General features: G+C 63.5%; 15 protein-coding genes. 5 read left to right on the plus strand and 10 right to left on the minus strand.

The window, feature by feature from the left end:
* Nucleotides 1–50: 50 nt before the first annotated feature.
* On the plus strand, nt 51–734 hold the full coding sequence (locus ACZYZF_RS26345; RefSeq protein WP_463837242.1) for a DUF4304 domain-containing protein: 684 nt from the start codon (nt 51–53) through the stop codon (nt 732–734).
* Nucleotides 735–807: 73 nt separating this feature from the next.
* Here ACZYZF_RS26345 and ACZYZF_RS26350 read toward each other — a convergent pair whose 3' ends face one another.
* The 8 genes from ACZYZF_RS26350 to ACZYZF_RS26385 form a co-directional block, all read right to left on the minus strand.
* Complete coding sequence (locus ACZYZF_RS26350; protein ID WP_463837243.1) at nt 808–1,197, minus strand: hypothetical protein; 390 nt, start codon at nt 1,195–1,197, stop codon at nt 808–810.
* 99 nt (nt 1,198–1,296) lie between these two features.
* Nucleotides 1,297–2,106 (minus strand): LLM class F420-dependent oxidoreductase, encoded by an 810-nt coding sequence (locus ACZYZF_RS26355; protein ID WP_463837244.1) that lies wholly within the window; start codon nt 2,104–2,106, stop codon nt 1,297–1,299.
* A 93-nt stretch (nt 2,107–2,199) separates the two neighbouring features.
* Nucleotides 2,200–3,885: a GMC family oxidoreductase gene (locus ACZYZF_RS26360; protein WP_463837245.1), complete on the minus strand. Its 1,686-nt coding sequence runs from the start codon at nt 3,883–3,885 to the stop codon at nt 2,200–2,202.
* Between the two features lie 253 nt (nt 3,886–4,138).
* Nucleotides 4,139–5,275 (minus strand): hypothetical protein, encoded by a 1,137-nt coding sequence (locus ACZYZF_RS26365; RefSeq protein ID WP_463837247.1) that lies wholly within the window; start codon nt 5,273–5,275, stop codon nt 4,139–4,141.
* A gap of 81 nt (nt 5,276–5,356) precedes the next feature.
* A complete protein-coding gene (locus ACZYZF_RS26370; protein ID WP_463837249.1) occupies nt 5,357–6,502 on the minus strand; it encodes a hypothetical protein in 1,146 nt (381 codons plus the stop codon).
* A gap of 413 nt (nt 6,503–6,915) precedes the next feature.
* Nucleotides 6,916–7,044 (minus strand): hypothetical protein, encoded by a 129-nt coding sequence (locus ACZYZF_RS26375; RefSeq protein ID WP_463837250.1) that lies wholly within the window; start codon nt 7,042–7,044, stop codon nt 6,916–6,918.
* Nucleotides 7,045–7,583: 539 nt separating this feature from the next.
* Complete coding sequence (locus ACZYZF_RS26380; RefSeq protein ID WP_463837251.1) at nt 7,584–8,741, minus strand: serine hydrolase domain-containing protein; 1,158 nt, start codon at nt 8,739–8,741, stop codon at nt 7,584–7,586.
* A 60-nt stretch (nt 8,742–8,801) separates the two neighbouring features.
* Nucleotides 8,802–9,563 (minus strand): IclR family transcriptional regulator, encoded by a 762-nt coding sequence (locus tag ACZYZF_RS26385; RefSeq protein WP_463837252.1) that lies wholly within the window; start codon nt 9,561–9,563, stop codon nt 8,802–8,804.
* Between the two features lie 167 nt (nt 9,564–9,730).
* Here ACZYZF_RS26385 and ACZYZF_RS26390 point away from each other — a divergent pair, with 167 nt between their 5' ends.
* Entirely contained in the window at nt 9,731–11,008 is a 1,278-nt protein-coding gene (locus ACZYZF_RS26390) for a DUF6986 family protein (protein ID WP_463837253.1), read from the plus strand.
* A complete protein-coding gene (locus ACZYZF_RS26395) occupies nt 11,005–11,820 on the plus strand; it encodes a bifunctional allantoicase/(S)-ureidoglycine aminohydrolase (protein ID WP_463747992.1) in 816 nt (271 codons plus the stop codon). Before ACZYZF_RS26390 ends, ACZYZF_RS26395 begins: the two co-directional genes overlap by 4 nt.
* A 56-nt stretch (nt 11,821–11,876) precedes the next feature.
* On the opposite strand, the gene ACZYZF_RS26400 is transcribed toward ACZYZF_RS26395, so the two are convergent.
* The gene (locus ACZYZF_RS26400) at nt 11,877–12,599 is read right to left on the minus strand and encodes an aspartate/glutamate racemase family protein (RefSeq protein ID WP_463747993.1); all 723 of its coding nucleotides are present in this window, start codon (nt 12,597–12,599) and stop codon (nt 11,877–11,879) included.
* An 11-nt stretch (nt 12,600–12,610) separates the two neighbouring features.
* A complete protein-coding gene (locus ACZYZF_RS26405) occupies nt 12,611–14,116 on the minus strand; it encodes an NCS1 family nucleobase:cation symporter-1 (RefSeq protein ID WP_463837254.1) in 1,506 nt (501 codons plus the stop codon).
* Nucleotides 14,117–14,340: 224 nt separating this feature from the next.
* On the opposite strand from ACZYZF_RS26405, the gene allB reads away from it, so the two are divergent.
* Both allB and ACZYZF_RS26415 read left to right on the plus strand, forming a co-directional pair.
* Nucleotides 14,341–15,708: an allantoinase AllB gene (allB, locus tag ACZYZF_RS26410; RefSeq protein ID WP_463837256.1), complete on the plus strand. Its 1,368-nt coding sequence runs from the start codon at nt 14,341–14,343 to the stop codon at nt 15,706–15,708.
* Nucleotides 15,709–15,789: 81 nt separating this feature from the next.
* Nucleotides 15,790–16,938 carry an SGNH/GDSL hydrolase family protein gene (locus ACZYZF_RS26415; protein WP_463837342.1) on the plus strand — a complete coding sequence of 383 codons (1,149 nt, stop codon included), beginning with the start codon at nt 15,790–15,792 and terminating at the stop codon, nt 16,936–16,938.
* The last annotated feature ends 87 nt before the right edge of the window (nt 16,939–17,025 follow it).

A 17,025-nucleotide genomic window follows, 5' to 3' on the forward strand; every position in this document is an offset into this window, starting at 1 on the left:
CGGAAAATTCGTGCACGGAACGGCTGTGTCGGCGACTTAGCCTTGGGGTCATGGGTCAGGGGACAGTCGACGGTTCATTGCAACTCGCTTACTCAGCCATGGTTTCCGCCGATGTCGGGCCTTTCCTGCGAGCGCGGGGGTTCGACGTAGCCGGGTCCGGTTTCGAGCGGGAACGGGGACCGCTCTACGACATCATCAACTTTCAAGCCGACTGGCATAACGGCACGACGTCGTGGCACGGATTCTTTGTCAACGTGGGCATCGGATCGGCTGAGGTCGACACCGCATGCCCAGGATACGAGCGAATGAGTCATCCACTCAAAGGTTCGCTCATGCAACATCGTTGGGAGCATTTGGTACCTGATCTGCCTTACGAGGTGCGGTTCAACGATCGCACCGACATGCACCAGCTCGCCGCCGCGCTCTGCGATGGCCTAGATCTGGTGCTGGCTGAGATGGAACAGATAAGCACCACAAAGCAGTTGGTGCGGTGCGCAGTCGACAACAACTTGCTGATCGAATACGACAAGATCAGCCGGTACCTGGCCGCAGTCGACGATATCGACACGCTGACGGAATACGTCACGACATTGCACAATTGCTTTGGGGGTCAAGAGCGTTGGTCGATCTTCAGCCGCAACATCAGCGCGGCCGTCGGGCCTTGCGCGCGCCTGCTACGGGAGCAAGGGGTGCTTGACCCGCCTACCCTCAGTGGCGGGAATGACTGTCCTTGATTGACGCCGTCACCGGCTCGAAGCGCATGGGTTCTATATCCGCTTGCGGTTCGAAGCGTCGCCTACCGACGCGCTACTGCACCGAACGCGTGGCTGATTCTTCTCGACTGTACAGTGCCGCGGCGCCTAGGCCGGCGAACAGTGCAGCACCGCCTCCGGCGACGATGGCGCCGGTGGCCGACAGGCTTCGGGCCCGTACACCGCGCACGGCAGCGATGACGTCCAGGAGGTCGGTGAGCAGGCCAAGCTGTAGCGCGCGCGTCTGCAGTGGCGGTGAAGCGGCGTCGGTGATCGCGACTGCCAACGTCAGTTCACGCGAGCCGAAGAGTTGGGCAGTGAGGGGTTGATCGCGGCCGGCACTCAGTCCCATGAGCCGGCCGGTCGTGTTAGGAACCAACCACGCGGCGAGGCCGGTAGCGAGCCGCAGGGCTGCGAAGACATGGATGAGTGCGTTGCGATTCACTCTTCCAGACTTCAGGAAAGCCGCAGACCCTTCAAGAGGGAAACCCATCCTCCAGTTTCGCTGGTGCGACAGCCAGACCGACGGGCACGGCGTCGCGCCTCACCCGTTGTCCCGCCAGGTGAGCACCTCTTTGAGAGACGCGAGGTCGTAACCGTTGTCGGCGGTGAGTTCGGTCTGGAACAGCGTGACTCCTGCCTCGCGGAATGCGTCGGCGCTATCGGCGTTCTCCCACAGCGTCGAGCGTTCGATATCGGCACCGTTGCGGCCGAACGTCGCTGCAAGCTCATCGACGCGGTCGCTGGACCTGCGGAAGGCGTCGAGGTCTTGGAAGGCGTGCCAGATGTCGGCGTGCCGGGCAACGGCGGGCAGCGAGCGCTTTGGCCCGGTGCCGCCGATGAGGATCGGTACCTTGCGCACGGGCGGCGGAATCAGTGCAGCGAGCCGGTTTTCGATGCGAATCAAGCTGTCGTCGAACAGATCGAAGCGGGAGCCGAAGGTGCCGAAGTCGTAACCGTATGTGGTGTAGTCCTTTTCGTACCATCCCGCGCCGAGGCCGAGAATGAGCCGGCCGCCGCTGATGTGGTCTACGGTGCGCGCCATGTCAGCGAGCAGGTCTGCGTTGCGGTAGCCGACGCCGGTGACGAGGAGCCCGATCTCGGCGTGTGAGGTGATCTCGCCCCACGAGGCGAGCGCGGTCCAGCCCTCGAAGTTGGCCACGTCGGGCTGCTCGTCGGTCAGGATGGGCTTGCCGTCGACGATGCCCTCCATCGCCGGGCGATGAAAGTGGTCGTAGCCGAAAATCACGTCGACGCCGAGGTCGTCAGCGGCGAGGACAGCCTCGCGCCATGTGCGGTAATCGGGTGCGCCGCCGGGCTGGATCTGCACGGCGACGCGGACGGGACGGGTCATGGATGCTCCTGAGTCGGGGAGGGGGCGACTCTTGAGCCAAGTTCATCGGGCGCGATGTTTATTCCGGACCGGCACGTCTTGGTAGTGACCGGCTCATCCCAGGATCGCCCGGGCTGCGCGTTCGGCGATCAGCATGACCGGCGCGTTGGTGTTCCCGGAAGTGATGGTGGGCATCGCCGAAGCATCAACCACTCGAAGGCCGGCGACGCGGCGCACGCGACAATCGGTGTCGAGCACCGTGGCGGCCGATCGCGGCAGACCGCGCGTGTCAAAGGCCCCCATCGCGCAGGTGCCTACCGGATGAAAGATGGTGGTACCGAGCTCGCAGGCCGCCTGCTGTAGGTCTTGGTCGCTGACCAGTTGCGGGCCAGGAAGCAACTCTTCGGGGCAGTAGCGTGCCAGGGGCTGCGCCGCCATGATCTGGCGAGTCATCCGGAGCCCGCGCACGGCGGCTTGACGATCGGCGTCGGTGGAGAGGTAGTTGCAGGAGATCTTCGGGTTGGCGAGCGGATCTGCGGTCGCTATGCGCACATGGCCCCGCGAACTGGGTCGCAGATTGCAGACTGAGGGAGTGATCGCTGCGAAAGGATGTAGCGGTTCACCGAACTTGGGCAGAGACAAGGGCTGCACATGCCACTCCAGATCGGGACTGGCCAACTCGGGATCGCTTTTGGCGAAAGCTCCCAGCGTGGAGGGCGGCATGGTCATGGGCCCTGAGCGCAGCAACAGGTACTGAATTCCCATGCCGCCACGGGTGATCCAATTCCGGTACAACGTATTGACGGTTTGGGCGCCGCGCACCCGGTAGACCGTTCGCAGCTGAAGATGGTCCTGGAGGTTTTCACCCACACCCGGCAGATCGACGGCCACCGGCACCTGGTGCTGGGTGAGCAGCCCGGCCGGGCCCAGACCCGACGCTTGCATGAGCTGCGGTGAACCGATCGCTCCGGCACTCAGGATCACTTCCCGGCGAGCCTGAACGTCGATGATGTGGCCGTCTTTGAGCAGCCGCACACCGGTGGCGCGGTGCTGGGCGGTAATCCAGGCACCGCGACGCTGGTCTTCGCTGACCTGGTCGTCCATCAGCAGCTGTAGGGCCTGGGTGTGGGTGTAGACGGTGAGATTGGGTCGGTGGACGACGGGATGCAGGAAAGCATCGGCCATCGACCAGCGACGGCCGCGCCGTTGGTTGACGTGAAAGTAGGCGCTGCCGGAGTTGTCGCCCCGGTTGAACTCGTCGATCGGGGCAATGCCGACCTGGGCGGCGGCGGCCTGCCAAGCGTCCAAGATTTTCCAACGCACTCTTGGCCGTTCGACGCGGATCTCACCACCGGCGCCGTGCCAGTCATCAGCTCCGCCGAAGTAGTCCTCCAATTGCTTGTAGATCGCCAGTGTCTCGCCGGGACCGTCCGGGCCACCCCAACGCCAGCGGTCGTCACCGGTGGCGTGGGCCCACAGGTCGTAATCGCTGGCTTGGCCGCGCATGTGGATCATGGCGTTGATCGACGAGGAGCCGCCGATCACACGGCCTCGCGCGTAGTGAATGCTGCGACCGGCCAGACCTGTGTCGGCCTCGGTCGTGAAGCACCAGTCGGTGCGAGGGTTCGCAATTGTGTACAGGTAGCCCACCGGGACCTTTATCCAAAACCAGTTGTCGTCGCCGCCGGCCTCGATCAAGAGCACTCGGTGATCGGGGTTGGCGCTGAGACGGTTGGCGAGCAGGCAGCCCGCACTACCCGCGCCGACGATGACGAAGTCGAATTCGGCGACGGGACTCATTTCCGGCAACGTTCCTCCATGGCGTCTGATGCGTGTCCCAGTGTGCGCGAAGTCCGCCCGAGCACGTATCCACGCGTGCCGTCGTGGTTCACCGTGTCGCCTTCGTCGGGAGAAGCCAAGACCGCGGCACGGGATCCGGAATAGCGGGTTGCCATACTCGATCTCGCCGTATTCCTGTTCCTACTGAGTCTTGCAGCGCCAGGCCAGGCCAAGCCTCGATGACAGTGAACGGGGACGTTTAGGAGCCGCGAAGTTATCGAATTTGTCGTAGCACGGCAAAGCCGCAGGCTTCTCCACCCCGGGGTGCAGCGACCCGGGCGAAGAATTCGAAACCCTGCCCTCCGGTGCCGCGCTCGATCCCCCGCCCGCGGTAGAGCCTGTCGAAATACGCACGCGGGCTTTGCGGCGGACCGATCTGGACGTTGACGCCATTGTCCAGGTTGTACGGGCAGGCAAACAAGAGTGCGAAGCGCAGCGTCGGCAGTTTTGGAGAGGACAGCAGCATCACCCCCTCCGTCCCATACACGCCGATCTTCTTTTCAGCACAGAAGATCCCCGCTGAGACGAGGTTGTCGGGATCGCCTGGCGCGATCGATTGTCGGGCGACGACCTGCACGAGAGGGGAGTCCAGTTCCGGCGTCGAGTGCGTATCCATGAACGAGGTCATGGAGCCGGAGTCCATGAACAGATCGCCCGCTTCGCGGCCGGTCGTGCCAAGGCGCCAGTCGCGGACGACGAAGTCATGATCGGTGTCGTTGAACACCATGCCGAGAAATACCTTCTTATTGAGCACGAGAAAGAAGAGCAAAATTTCGGCCACTATGGCCAAGGCGGCGCCGACGACCAACGTCATGCTGCCCATGGCCACCACGCCGGCGATGAGTGCCGGCAGCAAGGCGGCACCACCGAGCAGCGCGGAGAAAGTCCCTGCGATCATGGCAATGCCGAAGGATGCCAGGGTAGTTTCCGCGATGGTTCTTGCGGCCTGTTCGGGTGTCATCCTCTCATTCAGTAACGACAGGCCGTTCGTGACATGGCGGAGGTACCGATCAATTTCGGATCCCCGGAGTGTGCTTACCTGCTTGAATCGCTGCTCGGTGAGCGCAACGTTGGGCACTACGTTCACACCTGCGCCAGCCCCGAAGAGGATCTCGCGGACGTTGATCCGTGGGTCAGCGTGAGGCCATTCGGCGGAAGGCTGCACGCCAGAGATTCTCTGCTCCACCCAGTTCAGAATGAGCTCGTGTACGTCGTGGCGGGCCTGGGCAGCGCTCCGATTGCCGTCGAATAATGGACCTAATTGGAGGCCGGTGTTTGTCGCGACCCGCTGCAGGATTGTTTGGGTAAAGTCGCGATTCTGTGCGGGGTCGGTAGGCGCTGGTTTTGACATCACTTCTCCGGCGGACAAATTAGTCAGGCGCCCACACCGCCGATTTTTATTAGCAGTGCGGGCGGCTGGTTGGCTGGGGCGCTATTTCCCGTCGAAGGCGTAGATTCCCGCGGCGTCTCCACCTGTGGGCCCGGAGCAGCTTGCCGCGAAGGTGTATCGACCACCGGTGGTGGACACGTATTGGCCCCGGCCGGCATAGAGTTCCCGATAGAAAGCCTTGGCGCTGGTCGGACTTTCGCTGGTCTGGACGGCGACGTTGACGCCATTGAGGTACGGCAGGGCGTATGGGCAGGCGAAGAGCGCCGCGAAACGTGGCACGGTTTCCGTATGGCCGTCGGAGTAGTTGGTGAAGACCATCACTCCTTCAGTGCCAAATAAGCCGGGCTTCTTTTCAGCAAAGAAAATTCCGCCTGCAACGATGTTCTCTTTGACGTCGCCGACATCGGTTTTGGCGATAACCTGGACCAATGGCGAGTCGAGAAATTCTGTCATGTGGCTCTCCATGAAGGAATTGATCTCGCCGGTTTCTAAATACAGATCGCCCTTATCGGTGCTGCCGGAGCGCCAACCGTAGGCCTCGAGGTTCAGATCCGAGTTGTTGTAGACGATCCCAAGGAAACTCTTCTGATTCTTGAACATGAGGTACAAGAGCAGTTCGGTAATCAGGACGAGGGCCGCACCGATGACGACGGACATTTTGCCCATGGCCTTCACGCCGGCGACGACGGCCGCTCGCAGCGCCTGCCCCGCGCGCAAGGCCTTTATCGTTCCGACGATCATCGCTAGCGCAAACGACGCAAGTCCAGAACTGATGATGGTGGCGGCCGCTTCGCCGGGCGTCATGTCCTCTCTGAGCAACCTGAGTCCGTTGGCGGTGCGCGTTACGTAGGCATTGACGTCGTCTCCGCGATACGTCTTGAGAATGTTGTAGTTGTATTCGATGACTGCCACGTTGGGCGTGACCGGCACCTGACCGGTGCCAAAGATGGCTTCGCGCGGGTCAATTCGCTGGCCGGCGAGCGGCCAGTCAGCATCGGCGGATTCGCCGGCCTGCTTCTCCTCGACCCAGTTGAGGATGAGGCTATGCATCTGTTCGCGGATCTGGGTAGGTCCAAGGTCTTGCTCGAAAAGGCTTCTGATCGCCAGGCCGGTGTTGGCTTCGATCGCCTCAATAATTTCGAATGCCGCGGCGCGGGAATCAGTGGTGAGGGTGTTGTGATCTGACATGGTGTCCTCCAGAGGATGAGAATGCAGAATTTGGCCGGCCGCGATGTATTGGCCGGTGTGCAGGTTGGCAGGAGAGGTATTTGCCCGCTGCCAGATTCGGTAAGTATCGCTGGGCGGTCTGGGCGGCGATGCACGTCCAGTACATCTGAGGCAGTCGCAGCGGTTTTCGAGGGGCGCGCTCACCACCCTGACGTCGTCCGTCGTAACGTTGCAGGCCCGGACAGTTGATCCGAGGCAGCTCAACAAGTTTGAGCAGACGGGATAGCTTGGATATGACGCCCGCTGACACGCTGCGCGACGATGCGCCAATGACAGAAGGCGGCTCACTGAGCGCGGCGAGGACCGCAACTACATCGTTAGCTCATCGAACCGGATGACATCGATGCTGGAGATCTGCGGCAACCTCCGATGCATCAAATATTCGAATTGGCTTCCGCGCCGAACTGCTCGATCGTCGCATCACGATCGTCGGGTCCAAGGCGGGCGGGCAACGGCTTGTCGGATTCCGGCTGTTCGGCGCCGTCGACGGGCAGGAGACGCACGAGATCCACAGCCTCCAAACGACCTAACCGCTTCACCCGGGAGGATTGAATTGGCATCAAGAATGGTCATGAGCGACCTCCTTGTGCCCCTCGGGATGATGTATTCAATACTAGCGACCAACGGTGTTCTGCACCCATGCATCGGCAACAACCAATTGACGCGAACGACGTATCCGTTGATATCACAAGCATTTTCGGCGACCAGGGAGAGTCGCGATGAGACGACGGCATGAACGTCAGCAGTTGCTGGCCCTCATGGTCGTCCGCCCGATGCGACAGCAGAACTCGGAGGCGAGCGAAACCCTTTCTCCAACAGGAGAAAAGGGCGACCATTTCCTGTCAACCCATCACATTCGGTCCGGTCGTGTTTATGCCCTTGCCGGGATCCATTCTGGGGGAGAGGCGGTACGGGAGGTGGCGAAGCGCAGAAATGACGGCCGGGGCTGAGTTCGACCTATGCGCTGACTAAGCGTGGTTGTTGGCTGTCGCGCTGGTCGGCGAGGGGATGGAGCACCGGGCCCGTCAGTCGCGCCGCGGTGTCACAACGCGTCGTACACGGCGGCGATGAGCCGATAGGCACGGCGATCGCCGGCCAGCCAGTCGCGGCGCAGGTTGGGCACGAAGGCGAAAGCGACATTGTGGTCGAGATCTGCCAGTCCCACCGACCCGCCGGCCCCGGGGTGACCGAAAACAGTCCGCTGCGCGGGTTCGGGCACCACGAAGTTCTGCGACGGCAGCATGTAGCCGAGACCGAATGCGCTTTCCAGGCACAGCACCCGGTCGCGGCCGCGGACGCGTTCTGTGATCGCTTCCCGCAGTGGACCCGGGGCGACCAGGGTTCCCCCGATCAGGTCGCCATAGAATTTGGCCAGATCACGCGCGGTGGTGACGAGGCCGGCCGCGGGCCAGCCGGCCGCCAATACTTCTGGATCATTATAGGATGCAACGGGATTCGATGATGCCCGGATGAACAGCGATTCTGGATCGGCGATCGCGGCCACCATCTCGGTGACTGTGTCGTCCGGAATCGGCGGCGCGTTCTCGGCGCTCCAGATGCGCTGCTCGGGCGGTGGCGAACTCATCCGGGCAGCCTCGAGCACCGCCGCACCGGAAGCGCCCATTTGCAGCCGATCGCCCAGGTGGCGCCGGGTGAACTCGCCGACTGTCATGCCGGTGTGGCGGCGCACGAATTCGCCGACCAGCCATCCGAAAGTCAAAGCGTGATAACCATGTTCGGTCCCGGGCTGCCAGAGCGGGCGTTGACGCGCCAACAGGTCGGCCATGGCCGCGGGATCCGCGGCTTGGGCCACCGAGACCGGGCGCTCCAACACGGGCAACCCGGCCCGGTGGGCCATCAGGTCGCTCAGGGTGATCTCGCCCTTGTCCTGTTGGGCGAATTCCGGCCACCAGGCGCTCACAGGTTCGTCGGCACCGTTACCGCGCTGCTGGGCGACCATGAGGGCCGCGGTCGCCGTCACACCCTTGGTGCAGGAGAAGGTCGGACAGGCGGTGTCGCGAGTCCATGGACGTCCGGTCCGTCGGTCGGCGATGCCTCCCCACAGATCCACCACCGCACGACCGCCGACGTACACCGCCACGGCGGCGCCGAGGTCGTCGCCGTTGGCCAGACCCGCTTCAAAGACGGCTTTCACTTCGGCAAACGCGGGGTCAGCGTGCCCCTCCGCTGAACTGGACATACAGCGAATTAGAACACGTTCTAGTATTGATCGAGTGCGGATCCGGGGCAGCCGACGGTTTTACCGCTCCCTCGCCCCGATCAGGGCTTCCGAGATCACGCCGGTCGCCTTCTTCAGTGCGGGGACGGCCCGAGCGATCAGTTCCTCGTTGACGTGAGCCGAGGGCCCGGAGATGCCGATTGCCATCGGCGTCGGAGCGCCGGGCACCGCCATGGCGACGGAGCGAACACCGATCTCGAACTCCTCATTGTCGACGGCGTAGCCGTCGACGCGCACGCGTTCGACGTTCGCGAACACCGCAGAAAGGGTCGACGCACTGTTCTCGGTCGGTGCGGGAAATCCGGACTGCGTGACCAGTTTCAGAATGCGTGCATCATCCAACTCGGCCAAGACCGCCTTGCCCACACCGGTTGTGTGCAGACCGACGCGCTGGCCGACCCCACTGTTCGTCCCCATCAGCTTCGAAGGCAGAACCTGTCCGGTGTAGATCACCATGTCACCGTCGAGCACAGCGAGACTTGCCGTCTCCGAGAGCTCGTCGACCAACGACTGCAGCACCGGGGCGGCGACCGCGCCCAGCTGGCGGTTCGCCACTACGCCGAGCCGAATCAATCTCGGCCCCAGTGCGTAGCGGCGATTGGGCAGTTGGCGCACATAGCCGATTCCGACCAACGTGCGCAGGAAACGGTGAATTGTCGGTGGCGGCAAGGGGGACTCCGCCGACAACTCCGTCAGCGAGCACTCTCCGCCGGCACGTCCGATCAATTCCATCAACTCGAACGCGCGCTCCACCGACTGCACGCCGCCCGACTTCTCCGCCATACAGTCCACTCCTGGTCGACGATTGTTGTTCCATCCAACATGCGCAACTTAGTTTCCGCAATATGGAAAAGTGTTCGAGTGGGGATGATCGGCCGATAATCTCGCGCTAAACTCCACAATGTGGAATTCTGTTTTCACGGAAACTCTCGACAGGGGAGGGGGCACCTGTGACACGACGCCTCGACGATGCGGTGCTGGCCGATATCGATCGCCGCCTCTCGGACGCCGACGCACAACTGGTGAACCGATACCCCGGCGACGACGGACGTCGGCAGCCGGTCCATACCGTCTACATTCCGGGCAACCAGTACTCGGCGGCCATGCCCGCCGAGTGGGGCTCCATTGCTCTTGCAACCACGAAGGATGCAGGCGGGCTCGACGCAGTGGCCGCACTCGTCGGTGCGAGCCGCGGAACCGACTGTGAACCCGAGACGCTCGCAGGCCTCGTCGAGAACAAGCTGACCACCGAGCCGATCGAAGACCTCCGCATCGACTTCGAGGACGGCTACGGCACCTTCGATGATGCGACCGAGGACGCCGATGTCGCACAGGCGATCGCCGCACTGCGGATCGCGCTCGACGCAGGCACCTCGACCCCGTTCGTCGGCACCCGCTTCAAGTGCTTCGAAGCGGGCACCCGTGCGCGCGGATTGCGCACGCTCGACATGTTCGTCAGCGGACTCGCCGAGTCCGGCGGCCTCCCTGACGGCCTCACCCTCACCCTCCCCAAGGTGACGTCCGTCGATCAGGTTGAGGCGATGGTCCTCGTCGCGAGCGCGCTCGAACGTGCGAACGGACTGCCGGCCGGCCGCATCCGTTTCGAAGTGCAGGTCGAGACACCGCAGGCGATCCTCGGCGCCGACGGCCGCGCACCCGTTGCCCAGTTCATCCACGCCGGCCAGGGACGTGTCAGCTCGCTGCACTACGGCACCTACGACTACTCGGCGTCCCTCGGTATCGCCGCCGCCTACCAGTCGATGGAGCATCCGGCGGCAGACCACGCCAAGAACGTCATGCAACTCGCCGTCGCAGGCACCGGCGTTCACATGTCCGACGGCTCCACCAACATCCTCCCGGTCGGTGAGCCCGACAACGTCGCCATGGCGTGGAAGCTGCACGCGCGCCTCGTTCGACGCCACCTGGAACGCGGCATCTACCAGGGCTGGGACATGCACCCCGCCCAACTCGTCACCCGATACCTGGCGACCTACGCGTTCTACCGCGGTAGCTTCGCGTCCGCCGCGACACGCCTGCGCAACTACGTTCACCGACTCGACTCAACCGTCATGGACGAGCCGGCCACCGCCCGCGCACTCGCGAACGTGATCCATCGCGGCAGCGTGTGCGGAGCCCTCACCGACGACGAGATCGAGACGGCCGCCGACCTTCCCACGTCCACCGTGCGCGACATCGCGCTCGGCCACACAACCAGGAGTAATCAGTGACCACAGCGTCGTACTACACGCCCCGCGGCGGCTTGCCCCCGCAGACCGATCTGCTGACCGACCGCGCCATCGTCACCGAGGCCTACACAGTGATCCCGCGCGGCGTCCTCTCGGACATCGTCACCTCGGTGTTCCCGGAGTGGACCGATACGCGCGCATGGATCATCAACCGACCGGTCGCCGGTGGTGCCACGACGTATTACCAGGCGATCGTCGAGGTCAAGCCCGGCGGCGGGGCGCAGCGACCCGAGCCGCAGCCCGAGGTGCAGAGCTTCCTGTTCGTCACCTCCGGTGCGCTCACCGTCGACGCGGCAGGTCAGTCGCAGACGCTCACCGAAGGCGGCTTCGCCTACCTTCCTGCAGGCACCGACTGGTCGGCCCACAACAACGGCGACGCCGACGCGACGTTCGTCTGGATCCGCAAGCGCTACGAGGCCATCGAGGGCCACACGGCGTCGGTGAAGTTCGGCAACGAGCAGGACATCGAACCGTCGGCCATGCCGGGCACCGACGGCAAATGGCGCACCACGCGCATGCTCGATCCGCAGGACCTCGCATACGACATGCACGTCAACGTCGTCACCTTCGAGCCCGGTGCGACCATTCCGTTCGCCGAGACTCACGTGATGGAACACGGCCTCCTGATGCTCGAGGGCAAGGCCGTTTATCACCTCAACGGAGACTGGGTCGAAGTTCAGGAAGGCGACTTCCTCTCGCTGCGCGCCTTCTGCCCGCAGGCGTGTTACGCGGGCGGGCCGTCGAACTTCCGTTACCTGCTGTACAAGGACGTCAACCGCCAGATCATGCTCTGACGCACGACGAGACCGGGCGCCTCATTGAGGCGCCCGGTCTCGCGTATGTCGTTGGCCTACGGCTGGATTGGCCAGCCGATGACCTTCTTCTCGCGCGGCGTCGCGTAGGTGCGCACCTTCGAGGTGGACAGACCCATCCGGACCAGGCCTTCGGCGATGGTGACCGCCGAGCGGACTCCGTCGACGATCGGGACTCCGGTCGCGGCTCTCACCTTCGCTTCGAGCTCGGCCATACCGCCGCAGCCGAGACAGATCACCTCGGCGTGATCGTTCTCGACGGCCTCTCGCGCCTGGCGCACGATCGCCTCGACGGCCCGATCCGGATCCGACTCGAGTTCGAGCACACCAAGGCCCGACGCCCGCACCGACGCGCATCGTGCGTCCAGGCCGGCGAGTTTGAGACGGTCTTCGATCAGCGGGACGGTGCGGTCGAGCGTGGTGACGACCGAGTACTTGTGTCCCAGATACATCGCTGTCGACGCGGCCGCCTCAGTGATGTCCACCACCGGGACGTCGAGCAACTCCTGCAGACCTTCCCGACCGTGCTCGCCGTAGCCGGCCTGGATCACCGCGTCGAACGGCTCGGGGTATGACGTGATCGCGTCCATGACTGCGATGGCCGCGAGATAGCTCTCGAAGTTTCCTTCACACGAGTCCGCGCCGAAACGCGGTGTGATTCCGACGATCTCGGTACCCGGCGATGCGACACCGCGTGCTGACTCGGCGATCGCATCGGTCATCGAGACCGTCGTGTTGACGTTGGCTACGAGGATTCTCATGGCAGTCCCTACTAGTGCGTGCTCGCCACGGCGATCGGCTCGCCGGAGACATCGTGGAACGGTCCCCGGCGGTCTGCAACCAGCAAGTACACGATCGCACCGAGTCCTGCGCCGATGAACCAGGAGAACTCCGAGACGACCTTGAACGCCGGAACGAACGCCATCAGGAGTGCCACTACCGCAGTGATGACCAAGGCAACCACGGCACGCACGTTGACGCCCTTCGCGTAGTGGTATTCACCGAGCGCATCGGTCGAGAACAGGGCGGGAACGTTGATCTTGGAACGACGCACCAGCCAGTAGTCAGCCATGATGATGCCGAAAAGCGGCCCGAGTATGGCGCCGAGGCCACCGAGGAAGTAGTTGATGACGGCGGGGGAGTTGTACAGGTTCCACGGCAGGATCACCAGCCCGATGACGGCCGAGATGAGTGCTGCGCGACGGAAGTTGAGGTGCTTCGGGAACAGGTTGTTGAGGGCATAGATCGGGGCGACGAAGTTCGCCATCAGGTTCACCGCGATGGTCAGGATCAGCAGTGCGAGTGCCGCGAGTACCAGCAGCAGGGTGTTCGGCACTTCCTTGACGATGTCGGCGGGCGAACCGATGACGCGCCCGTCGATGCGGAACTGAGCGCCGGCCAGGGTGATGACGATGCTGCCGAACACCAGCATGTTGAGCGGGATGCCCCAGAAGTTGCCTTTCACGATGGCCCGCTTCGACGTGGCGTTACGGGTGAAGTCGCAGAAATTGAGGACGAACGTGCCGTAGATCGCGACCCACAGGCTGGCGCCGCCAACGATCTTCAGCCACATGTCGACGCCGGTCAGCGAGTCGGGTGTGGTCCACGCGATGGTCCAGTCGGCGCTGCTGAGCATCCAGATCGCGAGCGCGACCATCGTGATCAGAATGACCGGACCGGCGACCGCCTCGTACTTGCGGATCATCTCCATGCCGTAGCTGACGATGACCACCTGGATCACCCACAACCCGACGAACGAGATCCATCCGAGTGTCGACAGCCCCAGGAAGCTGTTCGAGTCAAGGGTCTGGGCCGATGGTGCGAGCGCGACGATCAAGATGCGCAGCACCACCGACGCGAGGTAGGTCTGGATGCCGAACCAGGCGATCGCGACCGCGCCACGGATGACGGCGGGGATCTGGGCGCCGCGGGTGCCGAACGAGATGCGGCTCATCACCGGGAACGGGACGCCGGTTTTCTCTCCCATGAACCCGGACAGGCTGAGCAGCAGGAAGAGGAAAGCGCCGCCGAGTCCGAGGACGAGCAGGATCTGCCACCCACCGAGACCGAGAGCGAACAGGCCGATGGCGAACGAATAGTTGCCCAGGCTGTGTACGTCGTTCGCCCACAAGGTGAAGATGTTGTACGCGCTCCACCGGCGACCTTCGCGCTTGGTGGGCGCGAGATCGGCGTTGTACAAGAACGGGCTCACGTCGGAGAACGGGGCCGCATCGGTACGACCGGAGTCGCCGATGAGCCCGGTGGACTCTGTGGTCATGGATAAGCCTGTCACGGTCAGTGCGACGGCGCTCACCGCCGGCGCATGCATTCCATTATGTGGAAGTACTATTCCACGATTTTAGTAAGTAAGTCGTATAAAGACGCCGACTGTCAAGCTTTTGGCGCGATTGACTGTGTCCGCGCTCACACTTAGGGTTGGTCACACGGTGGAGTGTCATTTCCACGATGAGGAATTATGCTGCTAGTTATGGAGAGCTGCCGATGACCGCCGCCGCACCCGAGACGTTGAAACAGCCTGAATTCGACCTGGTGGTCCGCGGTGAACGCACGCTGACGACGGCGGGAATCGTGGCCCGAGAGATTGGTATCCGCGACGGTCGCGTCGTCGCGATCGAGCCGCTGGGGAGCGGCCTCACCGGCACAGAGATCGTCGAGCTCACCGATGAGCAGGTCATGATCCCGGGGTTGGTCGACACGCACGTACACGTCAACGAGCCGGGCCGCACCGAGTGGGAGGGTTTCGACTCCGCTACCCGCGCAGCCGCGGCGGGCGGTGTGACCACGCTGATCGACATGCCGCTCAACTCGATTCCGCCGACGGTCAACGTCGAAGCACTGAATGCCAAGCGCGCGGCTGCCTCGGGCAAGACGCACATCGACGTCGGTTTCTGGGGCGGCGCGATCCCCGGCAACACCGACGATCTGCGCGGACTTCACGACGACGGCGTGTTCGGCTTCAAATGCTTCCTACTGCACTCCGGTGTCGACGAGTTCCCGCATCTCGACGCCGATGAGATGGAGAAGGACATGGCCGTACTGGCCGGCTTCGACTCCATGATGATCGTGCACGCCGAGGACTCCCGCGCCATCGACCATGCCCCCACGGCCGAGGGTGACCGGTACGAACGCTTCCTCGCGTCTCGGCCGCGCGGCGCCGAGAACGTGGCGATCGCCGAGGTCATCGAGCGCGCTCGGTGGACCGGTGCCCGCGCGCATATCCTGCACCTGTCGTCGTCGGACGCACTGCCGATGCTCGCGACCGCAAAGCGCGACGGCGTCCGGATTTCCGTCGAGACCTGCCCGCACTACCTGACGCTGCTGGCCGAGGAGATCCCCAACGGCGCAACCGCATTCAAGTGCTGCCCACCGATCCGTGAGGCGTCGAATCGGGAGCTTCTGTGGCAGGGCCTGCTCGACGGCACCATCGACTGCATCGTCTCTGACCACTCACCGTCGACGGTCGACCTGAAGGACGTCGAGAACGGTGACTTCGGCGTTGCGTGGGGCGGTGTCGCGTCGCTACAGCTCGGCCTGTCGTTGATCTGGACCGAGGCAAAGCGTCGCGGGATCAAGCTCACGCAGGTGCTCGAATGGATGGCGGCCAAACCCGCCGCACTCGCCGGACTGAACAACAAGGGCAAGATCGCCCTCGGCTACGACGCCGACTTCGCGATCTTCGAGCCCGACTCCGCGCAGGTCGTCGACGTGCACAAGCTGCACCACAAGAACCCGATCAGCCCGTACGACGGACGTGCGCTCGCCGGGGTCGTGACGAGTACCTGGTTGCGCGGCAAGAAGATTGACTTCAAGACGGCACAGGGCAGGATGCTGCGCCGCGGCGGCGTGTAGCGCAAGGCTGCGGGAAGCCACATGGGCGGGGCGTAGTTGGGAACTCAGGTAGCCTGGGGTACGACCTCGAGGAGCTTCGTCATCATCTCGCACCCCATAACCATCGAGTTGTTTCGTGGACTCGCAGAGCTCGAAGATACTGGCCGCGGCCAACTTCCGCACCGCTTGCCGCGGAGCGCACGTGCGCGATGCGACGACCCGCAACTGTTGAGTGCTGAAGCGCAGCCCTCCGGTGTGCGTGTCGCGGTGCGAACGACCGCGACACTTATCGAGCTCGATCTGCTGCGGACACGCGTTGTATTGACCGGCGTGCCGCCGCGTGCCGACGGTGCCGTGGATCTGCTGGTCGATGGTCGGCGGGTTCAGCATGCGACGGTGTATGGCGGTGATCTGGTGCGCATCGACCCGGCAACGGGTGCGACGGAGATGGAGCAAGGTGAGGCGGCGACCCTTCGCTTCGACGGGCTTGCTCCACAGGACAGGACGGTCGAGCTGTGGCTGCCGCATTACGAGCGAGTCGAATTGATTGCCTTGCGTACGGATGCACCGATCGCAGCCGCCCCGGCGGACCGACCCATCTGGGTACACCAGGGCAGCTCGATCAGTCAGGGTTCCAACGCCGCCACTCCCAGCACCACGTGGCCCGCGTTGGCGGCCGCTCACGCGAACCTCGACCTGGTGAATCTGGGCTTTGCGGGTAGCGCAATGCTGGATCCGTTCGTCGCCAGGACAATTCGTGACCACCCCGCCGACCTGATCAGCGTGAAGATCGGTATCAACCTGGTGAATTCGGACCTGATGCGCCAACGCGCGTTCGGTCCCGCTGTACACGGATTCCTCGACATCATCCGTGACGGGCACCCAACGACGCCAATCATGGTCATCGGCCCACTGCATTGTCCGATTCACGAATCTACGCCAGGGCCGGGAAGTTTCGACGAGGAAGCGCTGGCAGCAGGAACGATTCGCTTTATTGCGCTGGGCGACCCGGCCGATGCGGAGGTTCCGAACGCGGCGCTACGGCGGCTCACGCTCCAGAGCATCCGCGAGCAGCTCACTCAGATCGTGGCGCGGCGCCAGACCGAGGATCCGCATCTATCCTATGTCGATGGTCTCGACCTGTACGGACCTCGCGACGAGGCGGCACATCCGCTACCCGACAATCTGCACCCGGACGCCGCTACCCATCGGCTCATCGCAGAACGGTTCGTTGCATTGGCATTGGGGTAGATACGACACTGACCTCCTGGTAAAGCCCACATACTGACTAGTGGACCTTTCGGGTGGCGAAACCGTTTCCGTCTTGCCGGGTGACGA

Source organism: Mycobacterium sp. IDUB_24, from assembly GCF_055419385.1.

Coding starts and splice junctions, on each gene's coding strand:
- ACZYZF_RS26345 (WP_463837242.1), top strand. CDS start 51: ATGGGTCAGGGGACAGTCGACGGTTCATTGCAACTCGCTTACTCAGCC.
- ACZYZF_RS26355 (WP_463837244.1), bottom strand. CDS start 2,106: ATGACCCGTCCCGTCCGCGTCGCCGTGCAGATCCAGCCCGGCGGCGCA.
- ACZYZF_RS26360 (WP_463837245.1), bottom strand. CDS start 3,885: ATGAGTCCCGTCGCCGAATTCGACTTCGTCATCGTCGGCGCGGGTAGT.
- ACZYZF_RS26365 (WP_463837247.1), bottom strand. CDS start 5,275: ATGTCAAAACCAGCGCCTACCGACCCCGCACAGAATCGCGACTTTACC.
- ACZYZF_RS26370 (WP_463837249.1), bottom strand. CDS start 6,502: ATGTCAGATCACAACACCCTCACCACTGATTCCCGCGCCGCGGCATTC.
- ACZYZF_RS26380 (WP_463837251.1), bottom strand. CDS start 8,741: ATGTCCAGTTCAGCGGAGGGGCACGCTGACCCCGCGTTTGCCGAAGTG.
- ACZYZF_RS26385 (WP_463837252.1), bottom strand. CDS start 9,563: ATGGCGGAGAAGTCGGGCGGCGTGCAGTCGGTGGAGCGCGCGTTCGAG.
- ACZYZF_RS26400 (WP_463747993.1), bottom strand. CDS start 12,599: ATGAGAATCCTCGTAGCCAACGTCAACACGACGGTCTCGATGACCGAT.
- ACZYZF_RS26405 (WP_463837254.1), bottom strand. CDS start 14,116: ATGACCACAGAGTCCACCGGGCTCATCGGCGACTCCGGTCGTACCGAT.
- allB (WP_463837256.1), top strand. CDS start 14,341: ATGACCGCCGCCGCACCCGAGACGTTGAAACAGCCTGAATTCGACCTG.